The 20,123-nt window shown below is 44.4% G+C and carries 18 protein-coding genes; 8 read left to right on the top strand and 10 right to left on the bottom strand.

The genetic code is table 11. The annotated features are described in order from the left end of the window. Nucleotides 1-170 precede the first annotated feature (170 nt). The 3 genes from AHMF7616_RS24985 to AHMF7616_RS24975 form a co-directional block, all read right to left on the bottom strand. Nucleotides 171-638, bottom strand: coding sequence for a lipocalin-like domain-containing protein (locus tag AHMF7616_RS24985; RefSeq protein WP_147275788.1), 468 nt, complete (start codon nucleotides 636-638; stop codon nucleotides 171-173). A 395-nt stretch (nucleotides 639-1,033) separates the two neighbouring features. Next, a complete protein-coding gene (gene recR, locus AHMF7616_RS24980; protein WP_115375364.1) occupies nucleotides 1,034-1,642 on the bottom strand; it encodes a recombination mediator RecR in 609 nt (202 codons plus the stop codon). A gap of 14 nt (nucleotides 1,643-1,656) precedes the next feature. Next, nucleotides 1,657-1,938 carry an ATP-dependent Clp protease adaptor ClpS gene (locus AHMF7616_RS24975; RefSeq protein ID WP_115375363.1) on the bottom strand — a complete coding sequence of 94 codons (282 nt, stop codon included), beginning with the start codon at nucleotides 1,936-1,938 and terminating at the stop codon, nucleotides 1,657-1,659. A gap of 257 nt (nucleotides 1,939-2,195) precedes the next feature. On the opposite strand from AHMF7616_RS24975, the gene AHMF7616_RS24970 reads away from it, so the two are divergent. After that, nucleotides 2,196-2,747: a hypothetical protein gene (locus AHMF7616_RS24970; protein WP_115375362.1), complete on the top strand. Its 552-nt coding sequence runs from the start codon at nucleotides 2,196-2,198 to the stop codon at nucleotides 2,745-2,747. Between the two features lie 84 nt (nucleotides 2,748-2,831). Next, on the top strand, nucleotides 2,832-3,563 hold the full coding sequence (locus tag AHMF7616_RS24965) for a Dph6-related ATP pyrophosphatase (RefSeq protein WP_233507744.1): 732 nt from the start codon (nucleotides 2,832-2,834) through the stop codon (nucleotides 3,561-3,563). A 65-nt stretch (nucleotides 3,564-3,628) separates the two neighbouring features. Here AHMF7616_RS24965 and AHMF7616_RS24960 read toward each other — a convergent pair whose 3' ends face one another. After that, nucleotides 3,629-3,940, bottom strand: a complete 312-nt coding sequence (locus AHMF7616_RS24960) for a hypothetical protein (protein ID WP_115375361.1) — start codon at nucleotides 3,938-3,940, stop codon at nucleotides 3,629-3,631. Between the two features lie 322 nt (nucleotides 3,941-4,262). Between AHMF7616_RS24960 and AHMF7616_RS24955 the strand changes: the two genes are divergently transcribed. From AHMF7616_RS24955 to AHMF7616_RS24945, 3 genes are all read left to right on the top strand, one after another. Then, nucleotides 4,263-5,360, top strand: coding sequence for a sialidase family protein (locus tag AHMF7616_RS24955; protein WP_115375360.1), 1,098 nt, complete (start codon nucleotides 4,263-4,265; stop codon nucleotides 5,358-5,360). Between the two features lie 15 nt (nucleotides 5,361-5,375). After that, on the top strand, nucleotides 5,376-6,155 hold the full coding sequence (locus AHMF7616_RS24950; protein WP_115375359.1) for a class I SAM-dependent methyltransferase: 780 nt from the start codon (nucleotides 5,376-5,378) through the stop codon (nucleotides 6,153-6,155). A gap of 188 nt (nucleotides 6,156-6,343) precedes the next feature. Continuing rightward, nucleotides 6,344-7,225 (top strand): UbiA family prenyltransferase, encoded by an 882-nt coding sequence (locus AHMF7616_RS24945; protein WP_115375358.1) that lies wholly within the window; start codon nucleotides 6,344-6,346, stop codon nucleotides 7,223-7,225. A gap of 57 nt (nucleotides 7,226-7,282) precedes the next feature. Here the strand turns inward: AHMF7616_RS24945 and rho are convergent, their stop codons facing one another. After that, nucleotides 7,283-9,361, bottom strand: coding sequence for a transcription termination factor Rho (rho, locus tag AHMF7616_RS24940; RefSeq protein WP_115375357.1), 2,079 nt, complete (start codon nucleotides 9,359-9,361; stop codon nucleotides 7,283-7,285). Nucleotides 9,362-9,636: 275 nt separating this feature from the next. Between rho and serS the strand changes: the two genes are divergently transcribed. Continuing rightward, complete coding sequence (gene serS / locus AHMF7616_RS24935) at nucleotides 9,637-10,911, top strand: serine--tRNA ligase (RefSeq protein WP_115375356.1); 1,275 nt, start codon at nucleotides 9,637-9,639, stop codon at nucleotides 10,909-10,911. A 169-nt stretch (nucleotides 10,912-11,080) separates the two neighbouring features. Further along, nucleotides 11,081-11,695, top strand: coding sequence for a hypothetical protein (locus AHMF7616_RS24930; protein WP_115375355.1), 615 nt, complete (start codon nucleotides 11,081-11,083; stop codon nucleotides 11,693-11,695). A gap of 14 nt (nucleotides 11,696-11,709) precedes the next feature. Here the strand turns inward: AHMF7616_RS24930 and AHMF7616_RS24925 are convergent, their stop codons facing one another. Further along, entirely contained in the window at nucleotides 11,710-12,360 is a 651-nt protein-coding gene (locus AHMF7616_RS24925) for a hypothetical protein (RefSeq protein ID WP_115375354.1), read from the bottom strand. A 109-nt stretch (nucleotides 12,361-12,469) separates the two neighbouring features. Beyond that, nucleotides 12,470-13,153, bottom strand: coding sequence for a hypothetical protein (locus tag AHMF7616_RS24920; protein ID WP_115375353.1), 684 nt, complete (start codon nucleotides 13,151-13,153; stop codon nucleotides 12,470-12,472). 261 nt (nucleotides 13,154-13,414) lie between these two features. Here AHMF7616_RS24920 and AHMF7616_RS24915 point away from each other — a divergent pair, with 261 nt between their 5' ends. Continuing rightward, complete coding sequence (locus tag AHMF7616_RS24915; protein ID WP_115375352.1) at nucleotides 13,415-16,063, top strand: valine--tRNA ligase; 2,649 nt, start codon at nucleotides 13,415-13,417, stop codon at nucleotides 16,061-16,063. An 85-nt stretch (nucleotides 16,064-16,148) separates the two neighbouring features. Here the strand turns inward: AHMF7616_RS24915 and AHMF7616_RS24910 are convergent, their stop codons facing one another. The 3 genes from AHMF7616_RS24910 to AHMF7616_RS24895 form a co-directional block, all read right to left on the bottom strand. Continuing rightward, on the bottom strand, nucleotides 16,149-16,649 hold the full coding sequence (locus tag AHMF7616_RS24910) for a hypothetical protein (RefSeq protein ID WP_115375351.1): 501 nt from the start codon (nucleotides 16,647-16,649) through the stop codon (nucleotides 16,149-16,151). 411 nt (nucleotides 16,650-17,060) lie between these two features. Then, nucleotides 17,061-18,362: a sensor histidine kinase gene (locus tag AHMF7616_RS24900; RefSeq protein ID WP_115375349.1), complete on the bottom strand. Its 1,302-nt coding sequence runs from the start codon at nucleotides 18,360-18,362 to the stop codon at nucleotides 17,061-17,063. Further along, nucleotides 18,346-19,731, bottom strand: a complete 1,386-nt coding sequence (locus tag AHMF7616_RS24895; protein ID WP_115375348.1) for a sigma-54-dependent transcriptional regulator — start codon at nucleotides 19,729-19,731, stop codon at nucleotides 18,346-18,348. Before AHMF7616_RS24895 ends, AHMF7616_RS24900 begins: the two co-directional genes overlap by 17 nt. Between the last annotated feature and the right edge of the window lie 392 nt (nucleotides 19,732-20,123).

The raw sequence follows: 20,123 nt of genomic DNA, 5'->3' as shown, positions 1-20,123 counted from the left end.
TTTTAAAAGGGATTTTAAACCAGGTGAGTTTTTTTTTAAGAAAGGCAGGTACTAGCGCCCCGGTGCAGAACTGCAGTTCTTGAAAAATTAAGATTATGCGGCCGGTATTTAACTAAAATTTAAAATTGCGCCGCAACAAAGCGCTGTTTACCTTAAAAAAGCACGCCTGTTTATTGCGCCGCGTAAGTGTAGGTACTCGTGTAGGTACTACCAGTGGCATCCCTGGGAACGGTGGATGAAATTGTGAGGGTGGTGTTGCCTAATTCCAGAATTTTGTAAGTAATCCGGAAAGAGCTGCGCGGTTCCGTAATCGTCAGGTTATCTTGGGTAATAGTCCAGGTACCTTGGCTGGATACCGGCGGATCGGTAGGATGACAGGTAGTGGCTCCTTCCCTCGACTCGTACGTGCCATTTTTAGCAAATCGGGTAATATCATCTTTTTCACAGTCTTTTAAATCGGCAAATACGTTTAGGGCAGGCTCGTTATTTACTTGAACAGTAGCGGCTGTAACTACCCAGTTTTTATCAACAATTAACTCGGCTTTTGTTGCAATTTTTGCCTGATCGCTTTTTTTATCGCAACTGCTAAACGAGAAAAAAATAATAAGCAGAGAAGAAAGTACTTCTAAATGGGTCATGGTATTTTTGGTTATAGAAAACAATAGTTTTTGCCAAGGAGACTGGCAGGCAGAATTTACAATAATCCTTATTTAAGGTAGAGACGGGCCAGCTTTTCTTTAAATACCATGTAAAGATAAGCAGCAGAAAACGCGCTGTAAATAGCTATTTTTCAGTATTTTTAAACAAAAAAAATAATCCTAGCCCTCTTAATTAGCTTTTATAAAGGCGTTTGGGGGCGCATTTTACTTTGTACTTAATTCCTACAACCGAAATTGTTTACTGGCCATTTCAGCGAAGCTTCTGATAAAGTAGTGGCATTGGTTTTCTTTCCGGAAAGTATTACCCATAAAAAAGCTACTGATTAATCAGTAGCTTTCCTGCACTAGCTTGCTTGCAATTTAAAAAAATAAGCTTAGAGCTTATTGTAATTGGTGCGTTCCACAATACTGCGGCCCAGGGTAATTTCGTCGGTATATTCCAGCTCGCCGCCAACGGGTACGCCGCGGGCAATACTGGTTATTTTCACGCCAAACTCGCGCAATTTGCGCGTAATGTAAAACGACGTGGTATCGCCTTCCATGGTGGGGCTAATAGCCAGAATAACTTCTTTCACTTCTGAATTAGGTAAACGCTCGAGTAAAGAAGAGATATTTAAATCCGAAGGTCCAATGCCTTCGATGGGCGAAATAACGCCTCCCAGCACGTGGTACAAGCCCTTGTACTGGCCCGTATTTTCAATGGCGATTACGTCCCGGATGTCGCTTACTACGCATAAAGAACTTTGGTCGCGGAGCGGGTTGGCGCAGATACTGCAAATATCGGTATCCGATATGTTGTGGCAATACTGGCAATAGGTAATATCCTGGCGCATTTTGGTAAGCGCTGCGGCCAGGTCGTTGGTTTCTTCGGTTTCGGCTTTTAACAAATGTAAAACCAGGCGTAGAGCGGTTTTACGGCCAATACCCGGCAACTTGGCTAGTTCATCAACGGCACTTTGAATTAATTTAGAAGGAAAATCCATTCCGAGATTTACGGTTAAACAATGTCGGCAGAAATGCCCCGGTCATGGATGGCGGTACACATACCTTCCAGTTCTTCAAAAGCGCCCACTTTTACGGTACATTTGCCTTTGTAGTGAATCAGGTAGGTACATTGTTCGGCCTGTTCCTGCGAGTGGTTACACACCTGAATCAGCGTTTCGATCACGTGCTCAAAAGTGTTTACATCGTCGTTGTAAACAACTAAATTGCGCAGATCAATATGCTCTTCCAGCAATAGTACGTCTTCGTCGGTTAATATTTCAGTGGCTGTACGCATAACACAAAATTACGAAATTTAGCTTAAATTAGGTAGCTAACCGGCTGATTGTATAGGAAAACCCTAGCTTACAATTTGGTATATACCCAAGTTTACGCCATTTGGATTTGTAAAATTTTAAAAATATTAGACTCCGCTTAAAATTAACGCAAAGAACTTTTCCGGACCGGGTTAATGTATTATAAGTAATACCTTTGTATAACAATAAAAGCACCTGTACAATTCCGGTGAAGCCGGATTAAAACTGTAATACCTGCATGCCTGCGCCTTCTCTTGAATTTAAAAAAGCAATAAAAGAATTATCGGAAAAAGAAAAAGAAACCTTACTCTTTCGGGCCGTGCGCCGCGATGCCGAGTTCTACGAGATGCTGGCTTTTGAACTGCTGGAAGAAGTAACCCTGGAACACCTAATCGAAGAAACTTCCGAAAAAATTAATGAACTCATGTATACTACCTCAGGCCGGAGTTTTGCAAAAAGCCTGGCTAAATCGTTGCGCAAAGCTATTAAAGAAATTGCCCGCTTTAAACGCGTAACTAAAAACGCCAAAGGTGAAATAGAACTGCAAATGTATTTGTTGCAGCTGATTTTCAACAATTTTACGGGTCAGTTCGAGAGTGCTTACGGCAGTTTTTTCGTAACCACTGCCCGCTTAACGTTGCGTACCATACAACTTATTCATAAAAATCTGCACGAAGATTATCACCTGGAGTACAAGGCGCCTTTAGATGAATTTTTAATGCAGTTGCACAACCGGAGCAAAAGCGCTGGCTTAAAGTTTCAATTACCCCGCGAGTTTGAACTTGCCTGAGCCTCATCTTTTTTAAATAGTTAAAATAATTTAAAGCCGCTCTATTTTTGGCAACTTGGCTTAAAATCACTGAAACTTACGGCCGTGGCAAATATTTTTTTAAAAAAGAAAGCAGTTTTTGTTTGGAGCGGTGGCAAAGATTCGGCGTTGGCTTTATATCAAATACTACAGGATGCAAATTATCAGGTAACGCACCTGCTCACCACCGTTAACCAGCAACTAAACCGGGTAACCATGCACGGCGTACGCACCAGTTTACTGGCCCAACAAGCCCAAGCCTTACAATTGCCTTTAGTGCAAGTGCGGGTACCCGAAAACCCGAGTATGGCGGAGTACGAACAAGTAATGGCCGCAGCCTTTCAGCAGTTAAAAGACACAGGCGTTACGGTAGCTGTTTTCGGCGATATTTTTCTGGAGGATTTGCGGGCTTACCGTGAGCAGCAAATGCAGCAAATAGGTTTACAAGCGGTATTTCCGCTTTGGCAAAAATCAACCACAGCATTAATAAACCAGTTTGTGCAGCTAAAATTTAAAGCCGTATTAGTATGCCTCCATGCCGCTTATTTTCCGGAAACTTACGCCGGGCAAGAAATTAATGCTGATTTTTTAAAAAACTTACCGGCCAGCGTAGATCCTTGCGGCGAAAATGGCGAATACCATAGCTTTGTGTACGATGGCCCAATTTTCGGGCATCCCGTAAACTTTACGCGCGGAGAAACTTTATTGCGTACCTATGCTCCGCCGAAAAACCAATCAACCGAGAACACGGCCGATCCCGATCCCCCGTATTCTTTTTGGTTTATCGATTTAAAATAAAAAAACCGGCTAAGAAATCTTGGCCGGCTTAAAGTATGCAACAAGTTTACTATTTATTTCCGTGCTTACGAACGGCTATTTTGTTTTGTCCGGTTAGCTTTACCTTTAGCTAAACCAGCCGCCCGCTGTTGTTTATTGTATTGCGATAACTGAAAAGTAGACATATAACCTACTTCTTTATTAATGGTAACAATCGACCATTTGTTATTAAAAGGCCGTACCAGCGCTACTTCGTCACTGTCCGAAATAACTTTAATAACCTGCGTATCTTTGGAAGGTTGTTTGTACACAGTAAGCTCCTGTTCGCCGGTTTTTTTGTGGGCAGAAGCAGCAAATACTTGTAAGGCAATGGCGAGGGTGAATAGGGCTTTTTTCATGACTTTATGATTTAATATTTTATAGTTTGATTTTTTAGTTTCGTTCAGCTAAAAGCAATTTGCTATGCCAACATTTTTGCAAGCCGTATGCCACTAATTACAAGACACTAACTATCAGCAACTTAATTTTTAAGTCGCTATAAAACAGATTTATTGGTGTGCGATTACGTACAATTAGTGTTCGAAAATGAAGCATCTACCGCACATTACTACCAGCATCCACCAGCTCCTTTTACCTATAATGGAGGTACTTTTCCGGCTAGAATAGTTTATCTTTTACGCTTTATAATTACATTAGCGGATAAACTAATTTGAGCGCTTCATGAGAAACTGGTTTTGGGTAGCGTTATTTGCCCCAATCGCAAGCGGCTTGCTGCTGTTTGTAGCAGGAGCATTTAGCCTTAAAGCACCGCCTGTAAGCATTATAATTAGTGCAAAAGGTAGTCAGCCGGCGGTTGTGGCAGCTAAAGACGGCTCCCTGCACGTTACTTTTGGCTATACTGACAAGATACTTTATGCTTATTCAGCAAATGGCGGCGGTACTTTTACCCCTGTTAAAGAAATAGCCACTCTACCGGATATGCACCTCGGCATAACGCGAGGTCCACAGATTGCCCTTACCACCGATTTTGTAGTAGTAGCCAACGTTACCAAACAAGGCCGCATTATGGTTTACCGGCGCCCCAGAAACGGTAACCAATGGAGTAAGCCGGTAAACTTGCTCGATACCGATATTACTGCTCCCGAAGGATTTGTAGCTTTAGCAGCTGGTCCGGCAAATACTGTTTATGCGGCCTGGCTGGATATGCGCCTACATAAACAAAACAATGTGTACAGCGCTTTCTCTGAAGACGGAGGCAAGACTTGGTCAGAGAATAAACTGGTTTATGCTTCCCCGGCTGGGAAAGTATGCGAATGCTGCCGGCCTTCCGTTGCGGCAGATACCAAAGGCAATGTATACGTAATGTTCCGGAACAATCTGGCGGGTAGCCGCGACATGTATTTGGCTCAATCTACTAACGGCGGCAAAACTTTCCGGACGGCCCAAAAATTAGGCTTAGGTACCTGGCCTTTACAAGCCTGCCCCATGGAAGGGGGTGGATTAGCCATTACTCCGCAAGGCAAGCCCATCACCATCTGGAAAAGACAAAAAGAAATATTTGTAACTAGCCCCGGTTTAGCCGAAAACGTTATTAGCGAAGGCCGAAATTGTAGTGTAGCTACATCTACCGCAGGAAATTTGTACGTGTGGCAGCAAAATAACATTATTTGGGCAAAAACACCAGGTCAGCTAATGCCAGTTCAGGTGGGTACGGGCACTTATCCGCGGGCCGTAAGCAATGGCAAAAGCCACCTAATCATTTATGAATCGAACGCAGGCATAGTAGCCCGGCAAGTGCCCGAAGTAAATTCTAAATAAACATAATTAAATTTTATGCAGCGTTACCACTTGTTTGAGTTCGAGGACTTACCTTGGTTTCCAGATATCTTCCGGCAAAGCATGATGGATTTTTTAAGGTTTATGATTAGTAATTTAAAAATTTATGAACCCATCATTCCGTTCATGCACCAAGCGCTGCAGCATACTACTCAAGCAGATATTCTGGATTTAGGTTCGGGTGGTGGTGGCGGAATCGTCGGGATTCAGCATGAACTTAGCCACCAAGTGGGTTATCCGGTTAAAATTACGTTAAGCGATAAATTTCCTAATATTCCAGCCTTTGAATTAATAAAAAAACAAACGCACGGATTAATTACTTATTTACCAGAATCGGTAGATGCAACGGATGTACCCGCGAATTTCACGAATTTTCGGACAATCTTCTCAGCTTTCCACCATTTTAAACCTACTTTAGCCACGGCCATTTTGCAAGATGCGGCTCGTAAAAAAGTACCGATTGGCATTTTTGAAGGCGCCAGTAAAAGTTGGTTCGAGATTGCTTTGGTCTTGCTTATTTTTCCTTTCCTTATTTTAATGATTACTCCTTTTATCAAACCCTTCCGGTGGAGCCGGTTAATTTTTACCTACTTGCTGCCTATAATACCTCTATGCATTATGTGGGACGGGATGGTTTCTATTTTGCGTTTGTATTCGCCTACGATGTTACTTGGCCTCACCCAGGAAATAAATTCTAGTGGCTATAAATGGGAAGCAGGCAAAGCCCGGCACCGCAGCGGTGCCAAAGTTATTTACCTCATTGGCTACCCGGAGTGAGTAGCAGGTTGCAGGTAAAAGTTGCAGGTTAAAAGTTGGAAGGGTGGAGTGAAATAATTTAAAAAATTAAAAAAATGACAAGAACTCCAGTATTCATAAAGCCAAAACCTTTAAACCTTCCAACTTTTAAACTTTCCAACTTGCAACCTGTAACTTGCAACCTGTAACCTGCAACCTAAACCCTACAAATGGTAGATGCTTTAAAATTAATGCGGATTCCTTTTTCGGTGTATTTAATGCCGGTGTATTGGTTCGCCTTAAGTGTATTACCGGAATTTTGTGTGTATAAAGCCGTTTACGTTTTTGTTATTATTCATCTATTGGTTTATCCGGCCAGTAATGGTTATAATTCTTTTTACGATAAAGACGAAGGCAGCATTGGCGGCTTAAAGCATCCCCCGAAGGTAACCCGCAAATTATTATGGCTGGTATTATTGTTTGATTTTTTAGCTTTAGTAGGCTCTTTTGTGTTGGTTTCGCTGGAGTTTACTTCTGGTATTTTTATTTACCTGCTGGTTTCTAAAGCTTATAGTTACGATAAAATCCGGCTGAAGAAATATCCACTGGTTAGCACCCTGGTAGTTATTATTTTTCAGGGAGCTTTTACCTTTATTATGGTACAGGTAGGTGCCCGCACCTTGCCCGCCCACATAATGACCGCTACCAATTTACTTTTTGCCTTAGTGAGTACTTTATTTTTGTGCGGTTCGTACCCGCTTACCCAAGTTTACCAGCACCAGGAAGATGCGCAACGTGGCGATCAAACACTGAGTTTAGCTTTAGGGATTACCGGTACTTTTATTTTCTCGGCTTTAAGTTTACTGCTTGGCGCCGGCTTCCTGATCTGGAACTATTTAGTAACTGGTCAGGCCATGAATATTTTAATTTTTCTGGTTTGTACCGGCCCGGTTGTGTATATTTTTGGCACCTGGTTCTGGCAGGTAAAAAAAGATCCAACCATGGCTAACTTTGAGAATACCATGCGCATGAACAAAGTTTCGTCGCTTAGTATGAGTGCGGCTTTCATCTTAATTTTACTTTTTACCCACTATAAATTGGGTAGTTTATAAAAAACGAAGCCCGGTTTAGATCTAAACCGGGCTTCGTTTTTTATGAAAATTTAAAAATTAGCTGTTCATTGAAATTAAGAACTCGTCGTTGTCTTTAGTGCCTTTCATGCGGTCTTTCAAAAACTCCATAGCTTCCACGGCGTTCATATCCGACATAAATTTGCGCAAAATCCAGACACGGTTCAGTTCGTCTTTGTCCATTAACAAGTCCTCGCGACGGGTGCCTGAGGCCGGCACATCAATAGATGGGTAAATTCGTTTGTTCGCCAACTTCCGATCCAGTTGCAATTCCATGTTACCGGTACCTTTAAATTCTTCAAAAATTACCTCGTCCATTTTAGAACCGGTATCAATCAGCGCCGTAGCGATGATAGTTAAGGAACCACCGTTTTCTACGTTACGGGCCGCTCCAAAGAAACGCTTCGGTTTGTGCAAAGCGTTAGCGTCTACCCCACCCGATAATATTTTACCGGAGCTTGGTACTACGGTGTTATAAGCCCGCGCTAAACGGGTGATGGAATCCAGTAATATTACAACATCGTGCCCGCACTCTACCATGCGTTTGGCTTTGTCCAGCACAATGCTCGAAATTTTTACGTGGCGCTCGGCGGTTTCGTCGAAAGTAGAGGCAATTACCTCGGCGTTTACACTCCGGGCCATATCGGTTACTTCTTCCGGACGCTCATCAATCAGTAAAATCATCAGATACACTTCCGGATGGTTTTCGGAGATGGCGTTGGCAATTTCTTTTAATAATACTGTTTTACCGGTTTTGGGCTGGGCCACAATCATGCCCCGCTGGCCTTTACCAATCGGCGCAAACAAATCCATAATCCGGGTAGAGTACTGGCTGGCTTTGGTCGTCAGTTTTAAGCGTTCTTCCGGAAATAAAGGCGTTAAATGCTGGAAAGGAATCCGGTCGCGGATTTCTTCGGTAGTCCGGCCATTAATAGAATCCACTTTTAACAAGGCAAAGTACTTTTCTCCTTCTTTCGGTGGACGAATCTGACCTTTAACGGTATCGCCGGTTTTTAAAGCAAATAACTTAATCTGCGATGGCGAAACGTAAATATCATCAGGACTGGCTAAATAATTATAATACGTAGAGCGCAGGAAACCATAGCCATCCTGCATGAGTTCCAACACGCCTTCGTTAAGAATTACGCCGTCAAATTCTTTAAAATTATTGCTGTTAATGTTGTTATTATTGGGTTGTTGCCCATTATTAACTTTGCGCGGCTGATTATTATCGCGGTTTTCCCGGGGTTGATTATCCCGAGGTTGATTATCCCGAGGTTGATTATCCCGAGGTTGATTATCCCGAGGTTGATTATCCCGATTATCACGCGGCTGATTATCGCGGTTTTCGCGCGGGGGTTGCGGTTCCCGTACAGTTTCGCGGTTATCGCGGGGTTGCGGCTGGGTTGGTGGCTGCACCGGCTCGCGGTTTTCGCGTACTGGAGGCGCGATGGGCTCCCGTACCGGGGTTGGTGCAACTGGTTGTACATTTTCACGATTTTCGCGTAAGGCCGTAACTGGCTCCCGCTCTTCGCGGCTTGGTTCCCGCGCAGGTTCCCGGTCCCGCTTTTCGCGTGGGGGCGCTGGTTGCCGGCTTTCCGGAGCAGTGCCGTTTTCACGTTCCTGGCGGGGAGTTTCTTCGCTGGTAGGTACCGATGGTACTTCCGCGGGTGGTGCTACTTCCCGAGCGGGCCGCGGTTCGCGATTTTGCTCTTCGCGCACTACCGGCGTGGTAGTACGTTCCCGGGGCTCCCGGCGGGTGGCCTGCCGGCGAGGAGTTTCCGGACGCGTTACGGGAGCAGCCGGAGCGGCTTCTAAGGCCAGAACTGGTTCAGGTGCTTTTTCGGAAATTACGGGTACTGGAGTAGCGGTATCAAAATCAATCAGGCCTTGGTTGGCGGTAGTGGAGGCAGTATCTACTACGGCTACGGGTTGGTTACGGGCTGGTGTTTTGTATTTTTTGGGAAGTTTTTCGGGAGGAGTGATTGCTTGCTGGTCTAAGATCTTGTAGATAAGGTCTTGCTTGCTTAACCGGTTAAAGCTTGTTACGCCAAGACCTTCCGCAATCTCTTTTAGCTCTGAAAGAAGTCTATCTTTCAACTCTTCAATATTGTACATATAAAGTTTAGAATTTTAACAAAATTTTATGGTTCTCAGGGTGCGGGAAGCAACAGGAGATGATGTTTAAAGGAAAATCTGATTTTTACTCTTAGATTGAATGAACCAGGAAATACGGTTCGATTTAATAGCCTTACAATGTTATAGCAATGTTAAGTAATTACCAAATATTCAGGTAAATTTTATTTCTTCTGGTTTTAAAATATTTTGATTTTTTAATTACTACGCGCTTAATTCAAAAAAGTATAATTTTACACCGATTTAAAACGAAAAAAATGTTACAATTATCGGTTCTAAGAGAGCAAACAGATTTGGTAGTAGCTGGCTTAAATAAAAAAAACTACAAAAATGCCACGCAGGAGGTTCAAACTATTCTTGATCTGGATAGTCAGCGTCGCAGCCTGCAAGCCCGGCACGATGAGGAACAAGCGCGCGCTAATAATCTGGCCCGGGAAATAGGTACCCTTATGAAAAGCGGCCGGAAAGCTGAAGCCGAAGCTTTAAAAGCCGAAACAGCCGCTCTTAAAATAGTAACTAAAAATCTGCTGGAAGAGTTGTCGGAAATTGAAAAAAATTTACAAAATGTACTAGTAAAGTTACCCAACTTACCCCACAGCAGCGTTCCGGAAGGTAAAACGCCCGAAGATAACGAAATCGTATACCAACACGGTACTATTCCGGAATTACCCGCCACGGCTCTGCCGCATTGGGAGCTGATTAAAAAATATGACATTATTGATTTTGAACTGGGCAACAAAATTACGGGGGCGGGGTTTCCGGTTTACAAAAAGCAAGGGGCCCGCTTGCAACGGGCTTTAATCAATTTTTTTCTGGACGAAGCGCTGCAAGCCGGCTTCACGGAAGTACAACCGCCTATTTTGGTAAACGAGGCTTCGGGTTACGGCACCGGCCAATTACCCGATAAAGACGGCCAAATGTACCACGCCACCGCTGATAATTATTACCTGATTCCGACGGCCGAAGTGCCTATTACTAATTTGTACCGCGATGAGATCATTGCCCTGGATAAATTACCGGTACGTAATGCGGGGTATACGCCTTGTTTCCGGCGCGAAGCCGGTTCGTGGGGAGCCGATGTGCGGGGTTTAAACCGGCTGCATCAGTTTGATAAAGTAGAAATTGTGCGCATCGAAGAACCGGAAAAATCCTATGCGGCCTTGGAAGAAATGAGCCAGTACATTCAAAGCTTATTGCAAAAACTGGAGTTGCCCTACCGGGTACTGCGTTTGTGCGGCGGCGATATGGGTTTTACCTCGGCTTTAACCTACGATATGGAAGTTTTTTCGGCGGCCCAAAACCGCTGGCTCGAGGTGAGCTCTTGCAGCAATTTTGAGACTTACCAAGCCAACCGTTTAAATTTGCGCTACAAACCCGGCAGCGGCAAAACGCAATTGCTGCATACTTTAAACGGCAGCGCTTTGGCTTTGCCCCGTATTGTAGCCGCTCTGCTCGAAAACAACCAGACCGAAGAAGGCATTAACTTACCGGCTGTACTGCATTCTTACTGCGGTTTCGATAAAATAACTTAGTACCAGCTTTTTAAAATTTTAAAGCCTGCTTTAACTAAAAAGCAGGCTTTTCTTTTTTGCTTTGGGGTTTCAAATTTAAAAAATCGCTTTTATAAGGTTTAAAATTAAAACAAGCACTGGTCCGGCTTCGTAGAGCCACTGGTTTGTTTCACTTTAAACAGGAAAGAAAATGGGGGCTGATAACATCATTGATAAACTCAAACACGAATGGGAAGTATTAACCGGCGATGCGAGCAAGGATAAAACCTTTTGCAGCGAACAAAAATATGCCAACGAAGCCGAAGCCCAAGCGGCCTTTACCCGTGGTTTAACTAAATTGTTCGCGGTAAATAGCTGGAGCCAATTACCCGGTATAAACTCTACTTTTAAATTGTACAACCAGCAAGGGCAGCCTACCCAAACCAAACCCGAACCGCATTATTACATAGAAATAATTTTACCGGGCGTAAACGTAGAAAACTGGGTAGAAATAGAAAGCATCCTGGAAGATGCAAATTCCGCTCAGTTTACGGTACATCCCTGCCCGAACCCACTAAACGAATCAGACGAAACGCAGCATTTTTTTGTAAAAGAAGCCAGCAGTACCTTCCGGATCGAACGCCAGGGCACTACTTTGTTTGGTTACCAAATCGGCAAAAACGAGAAAATAAATAACCATAACTACCAATCTGGGGTGCGGGCTTTTTTAAATACGCTGATTGCCGAAGGCGGCTGGGCGGGTTTCCAGGATATTCAATGGGGCAAACTAACCGATTACCTGGCCGGCAAAGTAGAAACCGCGTAGCCGAACGAAAAAAATTAAAAAATATAATACCCTAATTTAAAACCAAGGGCTACGTGCAAGGTTCTGTGCCAGCCTTCGGTGTTGTCGCGCCTGCTTTCAAATAATCTTATTTTGGTACCCGTATCAGGCGGATCATACCCAAACACAGTATTGTGATGCTTAATATAAATAATCCGGGGACCTAACCCTGCGTACGTATCCAGCACCAGTTTTTGTTTAAAACGCCACTCCGCGCCGATGTGGAAACTGGTAGCATAAACATTGCTTTTGATTCGGGAAGAGTAATAATCATACTGTTGACCTTTCCGGTAAAAGTAATCGGTTTGTTTCGCGTACCTTTCCGGCATATAAACTCCTTCTATGCTCCAATAAAGGTGGGTTTTAAGATTATTTGACAACTCGGTAATAGAAGTAAAATGCTTCACTTCGGCCCGGAATTTCTGGTAGGTAAAGTTTTCCCGCACAGTATCCGGATACCATTTCTTATCCAGCATACCGTACGTAGACCAACCGTACTCCGCCGAAATAGCCCAATTTGAGTTAATACTTTTCTGTAATCCTAATTGGATAACAGGCGTGCGGGAAGCCAAAAAGCTCGAAACCGCCCACCGTACTTGCCAGGTTTTCGCTTGATTGTGCTGGGCAGAAATGGAATATGCTGGCACAATAAGTAAAACAAGCAATAAAAAACATCTCACTTGTAACACCCTGTGCTTCATATCTAAAAAGAAAGAACTACCTAGTTTTCAATTCTAAAAACAATACTAATCGGGATTACCATATGTAATAGCCCAGTTTAAATCCTAAAGCAACATGCAGCGTTTGCTGCCAACCCGCTATTTTATCTTTATCGTCACCCGAAAACCATTCTTTTAACATATAAGGTTCTTCTTCAGGTCGTAAGTTTACCAAACGATGATGTTTTATAAAGATGGAGCGAACACCTAAGCCCCAATAGAAATCCATTACCCAATTTCGATTGATATTTGATTCCAAACCTATCTTGAGACAATTGCCCCAAACCGTTTTTTGAATTTTAGAAAAATCGTAATGGTAACTCACCGGGTCGCGCCAGAAGTAATCATTTTGCTTTGTATAATTTTGCGGTAGCAGAAATGTTTCGACTGAAACATAGGGCTGTAGTTGCTTAAAATCAATTTCCTTTTTCAAACCTAGGAAATATTTAACTTCTGTACGAACCTTTTGGTACCGGAAATTATGCCATGGACTTTTGCTATTTTTTGGTTGTAACCAACCTAAACTGGCTAAGCCGTATTCGGCGGAAAAGGCTAGTCGGCGGCTTAACCGTTTTTGTAATCCTACTTGTAAAGCGGGCGTTCTCGGATCAATAATACTCAGGGGTGCTAACCGCACTTGCCAGGTTCGGGTACTATCTGGTTGGCAAAAAGCATTAACACTGATAACAATACCACAGGCAATCAGGAAAAGGAATTTCATCTACCGAACGTGAAGCATAAATACTATATAACTAACTTGCTATAAATCACAAAAGCAAGCAAAGTCCTCGTAAAGATGATTCCACAACAGCCCGAATGGTTGCAAAGCACCGCATTTAAAATTTTGATTTTTAAATATTTAACCTTTCAACCTTCTAACCTTGCAACTTTCCAACCATTCAACTTGTAAACTTGCCGCTTGTAACCCTGCAACTTGCCACTATTTTCGTTATTTTTGCGGTCCAAAATCCGGAATAGTCTTATGTCGATTGCCAAAACGTATAATCCCAAAGAAGTAGAAGATAAATGGTACCAAAGCTGGCTGCAAAACGGCTTTTTTAAATCCAAGCCCAATCCGCGCAAGCAACCGTACTCGGTGGTAATTCCGCCCCCCAACGTTACGGGCGTGCTGCACATGGGGCACATGCTTAACAATACCATTCAGGATATACTGGTGCGCCGCGCCCGCATGCAGGGTAAAGAAGCGTGCTGGGTACCCGGCACCGACCATGCTTCAATTGCCACCGAAGCCAAAGTAGTGGCGATGCTCAAGGAGCGCGGAATCAGCAAAAAAGACATCTCCCGGGAAGAATTTTTAAAATATGCCTGGGAGTGGAAAGAAAAATACGGCGGCATCATTCTGGAACAGCTTAAAAAGTTAGGCGCCTCCTGCGACTGGGACCGTACCCGCTTTACCATGGAAGAAGACTTATCGGCAGCGGTTATTCAGGTGTTCGTGGATTTGCACCGCAAAGGATATATTTACCGCGGCATCCGGATGGTAAACTGGGACCCGCAAGGCTTAACCGCGGTTTCCGACGAAGAAGTAATTCACAAACAGGTAAACTCCAAACTGTATTACGTTAATTACCAGATTGCGGAGGATACGAACAACGATCAACCAACCACCAACAACTATATTACCATTGCTACTACCCGCCCCGAAACCATTCTGGGCGATACCGCTATTTGCGTGAACCCCAACGATGCCCGCTACCAGCATTTAAAAGGTAAAAAAGCCTTGGTGCCGCTGATTAACCGGGCCATCCCGATTATTCAGGATGAGTACGTAGACATGGAATTTGGTACCGGTGCCTTAAAAGTAACCCCGGCCCACGACATCAACGACTACGAACTCGGCCATCGGCATAATTTAGCCAGCATTGATATTTTAAACGATAACGGTACTTTAAACGAAAGCGCCCAGCTGTACATTGGCGAAGACCGGTTTGTCGTGCGCAAAAAAATAATAAAAGACATAGACGCCGCCGGCCAGCTAGTTAAAACCGAAGACATCACGAATAACGTGGGTTACTCCGAGCGTACCGACGCCGTAATTGAGCCCAAGTTATCCATGCAATGGTTTTGCCGGATGGAAAAACTGGCGGAACCTGCTTTAAAGGCTGTGATGGACGACGAAATTAAGTTGCACCCGCCAAAATTTAAAAATATGTACCGGTCCTGGATGGAAAACATCCGCGACTGGAACATTTCGCGGCAGTTGTGGTGGGGACAGCAGATTCCGGCTTATTACCTGCCGGATGGCTCGTTTGTAGTAGCTATTAACGCCGACGAAGCCTTGGTGTTGGCGAAGCAACAAACTGGCAACGAAAACTTAACCCAGCAGAATTTGCGGCAAGACGAAGACGTACTGGATACCTGGTTTTCGTCGTGGCTTTGGCCCATCTCGGTATTCGACGGTTTTAAAGACCCCGATAATCCGGATATGGAATACTACTACCCTACCAACGATTTGGTAACCGCGCCCGAAATTTTATTTTTCTGGGTGGCGCGCATGATTATGGCGGGTTTTGAGTACCGGCGCGAACTGCCTTTCCGGAACGTGTATTTAACCGGTATTGTACGCGACAGCATCGGCCGTAAAATGTCGAAATCGCTGGGTAACTCGCCGGACCCGCTTAACTTAATTGAGCAATACGGCGCTGATGGCGTGCGTACCGGCATGTTGTTTAGTTCGCCGGCCGGTAACGATTTGCCCTTCGACGAAAAGCTGTGCGAGCAAGGCCGTAATTTTAGTAACAAAATCTGGAATGCGTTCCGGCTAGTGAAAGGCTGGGAAGTAAACCCCGATTTATCTTTCCCGAACGAACTGGCTACCACCTGGTTCGAGGCCAAGTTCAACGAAGCAGTTACGTTGCTCGAAGATCACTTTGATAAATTCCGGATTTCGGATGCGTTATTGACGGTTTACAAACTGGTATGGGACGATTTCTGTTCGCAGTACCTCGAAATGATTAAGCCGGCCTACCAGCAACCCATCGACGGCGAAACCTACGAGCGCACCCTGGCATTTTTTGAAAATTTAATGAAGCTGCTGCATCCGTTTATGCCGTTTATCACCGAAGAGTTGTGGCACGAACTCCGCGACCGCCAGGCCAAAGATTACCTGATTGTAGCTTGTTGGCCCGAAGTAAAAGCGGCGGATACCGACATTATTCAGAATATGGATAAGGCCATGGAAGTAGTGGCGGGTATCCGGAACGTACGGAACTCCAAAAATATTCCGAACACCAAAGCGCTGGAGTTATCGGTTAAAACCGCGGACGCTAGTCTGATTAATGCGTTTCAACCCATTATTCAAAAGCTGGCCAATATTTCAGAAATCAGCTTTGTGGAAACCGGTTTAGATAACGCCATTAGTTTTGTACAAGGCGCCAGCGAGTTTTTCATCCCGATGGAGGGCAACGTAGACGTAGCGGTAGAACGGGAACGCCTGCAAAAAGAACTCGAATACACCAAAGGTTTCCTGACCTCGGTTGATAAAAAATTAAGCAACGAACGGTTTGTAAGCGGCGCCCCGGAAGCCGTGCTGGAAAAAGAACGCCAGAAAAAAGCCGATGCCGAAGCAAAGATTCAAGCCCTGGAACAAAGTTTAGCCGCTCTTGCCTAAAACGTTATAATAATTTAAAAAAAGCCTCACTGGATTTCTCCGGTGAGGCTTTTTTTAAATTTTCAGGTCTCTGCTACTCAGCCGGTTATTGATAACGATCCAGTACTTTCCAGTTAATCCGTTTATCCGGTTCTATGGTAAAACGGAGCAACAAATGTCCGCCATTGTGGCCATCTTCGTAGTAAGCCAACGCGTAGCGGTCGTTAACAATTCTTACTTCCCGGATCGCCATGGTACCGCCAAAAGAACCGGTGGGTAGCAAAATATCCTGCTTACTAATTAAATCTTCCCGCAAGGTAACGTCCGGGTTAGTTATGCCTTTTTCACGCAGGCTGGTTAATTCATCGGGGCTTAAGGTGCCCAAACCAGTTATCCCGGATCCTACAACGGAAGTAGTCGGTTTACCGGCTTTTTCCGTTTTCAGCGCATCCAGTTGCTTTTGGTTGTTGTAAATAATCCGGTCGCGGTCCAGAATGCGCTGATTTGCTAAGGTTAGTTCATTTTCCGCGAGCGCGTATTTGCGGTAGAAAAAAAGCGCTAAAAATAAGCTAAAAGCAATCAATAATATAAAAATCAGGTTTTTCATAGTCGGCTGTGGTAGCTAGCGTGCAAGTTCCGATTAAATCACGAAATTATCGTACGGCTTCCCGCAAATAAGAGGTTCAAGAAATTAGCCGGATAAATTTGGTAGCTGAAAATGAAAGTAAATTTTCTACTCGAAAGCTTACAACCAGGCAGTTTTTTAAATTTTTTATCTTTCTGAGAGACGTATATCTGAAAATTTTTAAATAAAGCACCAACCATCTAAACTCGTCCTTCAGAAAGAATCTATCTCGCTACGTAGCCAAATAGTTTCCTCCTGAAGGACAGAAAATAATGCTTCAAAGAGTGTATTTAGTCTAATCACAAAGCTTAACCACTTCCTAGGAAAGATAAAAATTTAAAAAATTCACCTTGTCTCTTTTTGGCAACTCTACTTTTTACCAATATGATAATATTAGTTAAACCGGATGGTGAAAACCGTACGATGGTCGGCTACAGTTTCCAGCGAAAATGGGAAACCGTGGTTCATGAGAATATCGCGGATAAGCATTAAACCAATACCCTGGCCGTTCTTTTTGGTACTGAAAAACGGCGAAAACAATTGCTGGCGAATTTCCGGCGGAATACCGGGTCCGTTGTCTTCAATGAGTAATGTGGGGGGTTGCGCGATGGTTTTAATAAGAAGCTGCCCCTCTTGCTCCATCGCTTCGAAGGCGTTTTTGATAATGTTAATGATAATTTGCTCCAGTTGCTGTTCATCAGCCTGCACGGAAATTGGTTCTGCGGCTAAATCCCAAACCCAGCTTATGTGGCGTTCTTCGGCCAAGGGGCGCATTAAGTAATAGGCGTGCTGCAGTAGCGCGTGCAAATCCAGGGTTTGTTTATGGGGTAGTGGCAAGCGCACTAGGCCGGCGAACTTACCCATAAAATTAGCGAGTTGCGTATTGCGGTCGATGCAAACCTGTAAGGCATTTTCGTAGTCGGGTTGCAAATCGGTTTCCAATTGCAGCGTGTAGTGTTTGAAGCTTTGCAAGATGGAGTTAATTGCACCAATCGAATTATTAACTTCGTGCGACATCATCCGGATAATTTTCTCGTAAGCTACTTTCTCCTGCCGGACTAATTCTTCGGTGAGTTCTTCGATTAAAATAAAATAATGCGGGAACCCCCGATCCACGAAATGGGCTTTCTGGGCTTTAAATAAGCGGATGCCGTTTACATTGAAAAGTTTGGCTTGGCCTTCGGTTAAATCGGCCAGATCGGTTCCCCATTGATTGGGTAAAACCCAGAGCGGTTTCTCTTTACAATCGGCCAGATTTACGTTTAACCACCGCGAAGCTGCCGGATTGATGTTTTCGATATTCAGGTCGAAGTCCAGTAAGATAATGCCGGAAGGTGACGCCAGCAGTAATTGTTCGAGTAAATAATGCTTTTCGGCTTGCAGCGTACGTTCCTGGCGCAACTGGTCGATCATGGTGTTATAAACTTCTACCAACTGGTCTACTTCGCGCTGCCCTACCGGCAGAAACTTCACGGTAAAATCTTTGCTCCGGATCGATTCAATGCCGGCCGAGATAATATCCAGGGGCCGGACAAAAGAACGGTAAATGTTGATGGTTACGAAAATAGAAACGATAATCAGCGCCTCGGTAGCTACAAACCAAACTTTATCGGTGGTGAGTAAACGGGCCGCAATAAGAGCCATTACCGCATGAATAATAACCGCAAACAAAATAAACCTAGTCCGCAGTGTCATAAGGAATGTCAAATTTTTCGAGCCGCCGGTACAAGGCGCCCCGGCTTAAACCCAGCGATTTAGCAACCTTACTAATGTTGCCTTTGTGCTGTTCCATGGATTGGCGAATCAATACGGCTTCCATTTCTTCCAGGGTCATCATACCCAAGCCCGTCACTACCTGCTTTTCCACTTTTTTTAAATTTCTCGGTTGCTGACCTTGAAAATCCGACACATCTAAATAATCTTTCCCTGAAACTAAAACGGTGCGTTCTACCAGATTTTTTAATTCGCGGATGTTGCCGGGCAAAGGCTGCTGCGCCAAATAATGCAAAGCTGTTTCGGATATTTGCAGGCTGGGCCGATGATACGTTTTTTGCAAATTCTGCAGGAAATGTTTTACTAATAGCGGTATGTCCTGGGGCCGCTCGCGCAAAGCGGGCAGCTTCACCGTGATTAAGTTAATCCGGTAAAATAAATCTTCCCGGAACTTGCCCTGGGCTACCATTTCGGCCAGATCGCGGTTAGTGGCGCAAATTACCCGGATATCCAGTTGGCGGGGTTTGCTGTCGCCGAGTATTTCGTAGGTGCGGTCTTGTAATACCCGTAACAGTTTTACCTGGCTGCTTAAATCCAGTTCGCCAATCTCGTCGAGAAAGATACTGCCTTTGTTGGCGAGTTCAAAGCGGCCTACGCGGTCGCCTTTGGCATCGGTAAAAGCGCCTTTCTTATGCCCAAACATTTCGCTTTCGAACAAGCTGCTGGAAATACCGCCCAGGTTTACTTTTACAAAATTCTGATTTTTGCGCAAACTGTTTTGGTGAATGGCCTCGGCAATGAGTTCTTTCCCCGTACCGCTTTCGCCTTCAATCAGAACCGATGCATCGGTAGCGCTAATCTGGCCGATTTGTCGCAGAATCTGAATTAAGGCCGGATCTTCGCCGATAATATTGGCGAATTGGTATTGTTGGTTTAACTGTTTCCGGTTGAGATTGCTGTTGTCGGGTTCCGGCGTAGTTTTGTTTAAATGCAACGCCGTGTGGATGGTTTGCAGCAAGTGTTCGTTGTTCCAGGGCTTGGATATAAAGTCAAAAGCCCCCGCTTTCATGCCTTCTACGGCCAACGTAATAGAACCCCAACCGGTGATTAAAATTACCGGTATGCGCGCATTCCATTCTTTAATTTGCCCGAGTAATTCCAAGCCATCCCGACCGGACGTATCCATGGAAAAATTCATATCCAGAATAATCAGGTCGATGGGTTGGGATTGGTGCAGCACGTACAAGGCGCTTTTGGCTCCGGCCGCAGTAACGGTTTGGTACTTGGCTTGTTTTAACAACAAACCCAGCGAGGTCCGGACGGCAACATCATCATCAATAATCAGGATCATAGAAATGCAGGCGGATTCCGCCGATTATTTAAAATTACAAAATTTTCAGTGTAAACCAGTAATGGTTATTGTTTGCTGTATTTAGTCATAGTCCCACTTTGAAGGGGGTAGGGGGATGAAGTCCAATAGAAGATTTTTTAAATTTTTGATTTTCTGTTACTACTTGGAGCTGGTTCCCGTCTCCATGCTTTGGTGCTATCTAACTTGTTAGCTTCACGTTTTGCCTCATGGCCGGCGGGCCTCCTTACCCCTCCCCCCTCCGGGTACCTCCCCTAAAAACAGGGGAGGAGATGCGGCTTTTACTATTTCCTCTTTTTCTCGCTCCGTTGCGGAATGCCTTCGGCACCGGAACCTTAGAAGGTCCTCACTAGCTAAACTGGTGTCAGTTGCTT

It is taken from the genome of Adhaeribacter pallidiroseus (assembly GCF_003340495.1).
GTDB classification, from domain to species: Bacteria; Bacteroidota; Bacteroidia; order Cytophagales; family Hymenobacteraceae; genus Adhaeribacter; species Adhaeribacter pallidiroseus.
Note: the sequence above shows the minus strand (reverse complement) of the source record. Positions and strands in the feature narration are given on the sequence as shown.

Bases quoted from the DNA above. Each gene is read 5' to 3' on its own strand.
- AHMF7616_RS24895 (WP_115375348.1), bottom strand. From the start codon at position 19,731: ATGATCCTGATTATTGATGATGATGTTGCCGTCCGGACCTCGCTGGGT.
- rho (WP_115375357.1), bottom strand. From the start codon at position 9,361: ATGTACAATATTGAAGAGTTGAAAGATAGACTTCTTTCAGAGCTAAAA.
- AHMF7616_RS24945 (WP_115375358.1), top strand. From the start codon at position 6,344: ATGGTAGATGCTTTAAAATTAATGCGGATTCCTTTTTCGGTGTATTTA.
- serS (WP_115375356.1), top strand. From the start codon at position 9,637: ATGTTACAATTATCGGTTCTAAGAGAGCAAACAGATTTGGTAGTAGCT.
- AHMF7616_RS24910 (WP_115375351.1), bottom strand. From the start codon at position 16,649: ATGAAAAACCTGATTTTTATATTATTGATTGCTTTTAGCTTATTTTTA.
- recR (WP_115375364.1), bottom strand. From the start codon at position 1,642: ATGGATTTTCCTTCTAAATTAATTCAAAGTGCCGTTGATGAACTAGCC.
- AHMF7616_RS24950 (WP_115375359.1), top strand. From the start codon at position 5,376: ATGCAGCGTTACCACTTGTTTGAGTTCGAGGACTTACCTTGGTTTCCA.
- AHMF7616_RS24930 (WP_115375355.1), top strand. From the start codon at position 11,081: ATGGGGGCTGATAACATCATTGATAAACTCAAACACGAATGGGAAGTA.
- AHMF7616_RS24900 (WP_115375349.1), bottom strand. From the start codon at position 18,362: ATGACACTGCGGACTAGGTTTATTTTGTTTGCGGTTATTATTCATGCG.
- AHMF7616_RS24975 (WP_115375363.1), bottom strand. From the start codon at position 1,938: ATGCGTACAGCCACTGAAATATTAACCGACGAAGACGTACTATTGCTG.
- AHMF7616_RS24915 (WP_115375352.1), top strand. From the start codon at position 13,415: ATGTCGATTGCCAAAACGTATAATCCCAAAGAAGTAGAAGATAAATGG.
- AHMF7616_RS24960 (WP_115375361.1), bottom strand. From the start codon at position 3,940: ATGAAAAAAGCCCTATTCACCCTCGCCATTGCCTTACAAGTATTTGCT.
- AHMF7616_RS24955 (WP_115375360.1), top strand. From the start codon at position 4,263: ATGAGAAACTGGTTTTGGGTAGCGTTATTTGCCCCAATCGCAAGCGGC.
- AHMF7616_RS24970 (WP_115375362.1), top strand. From the start codon at position 2,196: ATGCCTGCGCCTTCTCTTGAATTTAAAAAAGCAATAAAAGAATTATCG.
- AHMF7616_RS24920 (WP_115375353.1), bottom strand. From the start codon at position 13,153: ATGAAATTCCTTTTCCTGATTGCCTGTGGTATTGTTATCAGTGTTAAT.
- AHMF7616_RS24985 (WP_147275788.1), bottom strand. From the start codon at position 638: ATGACCCATTTAGAAGTACTTTCTTCTCTGCTTATTATTTTTTTCTCG.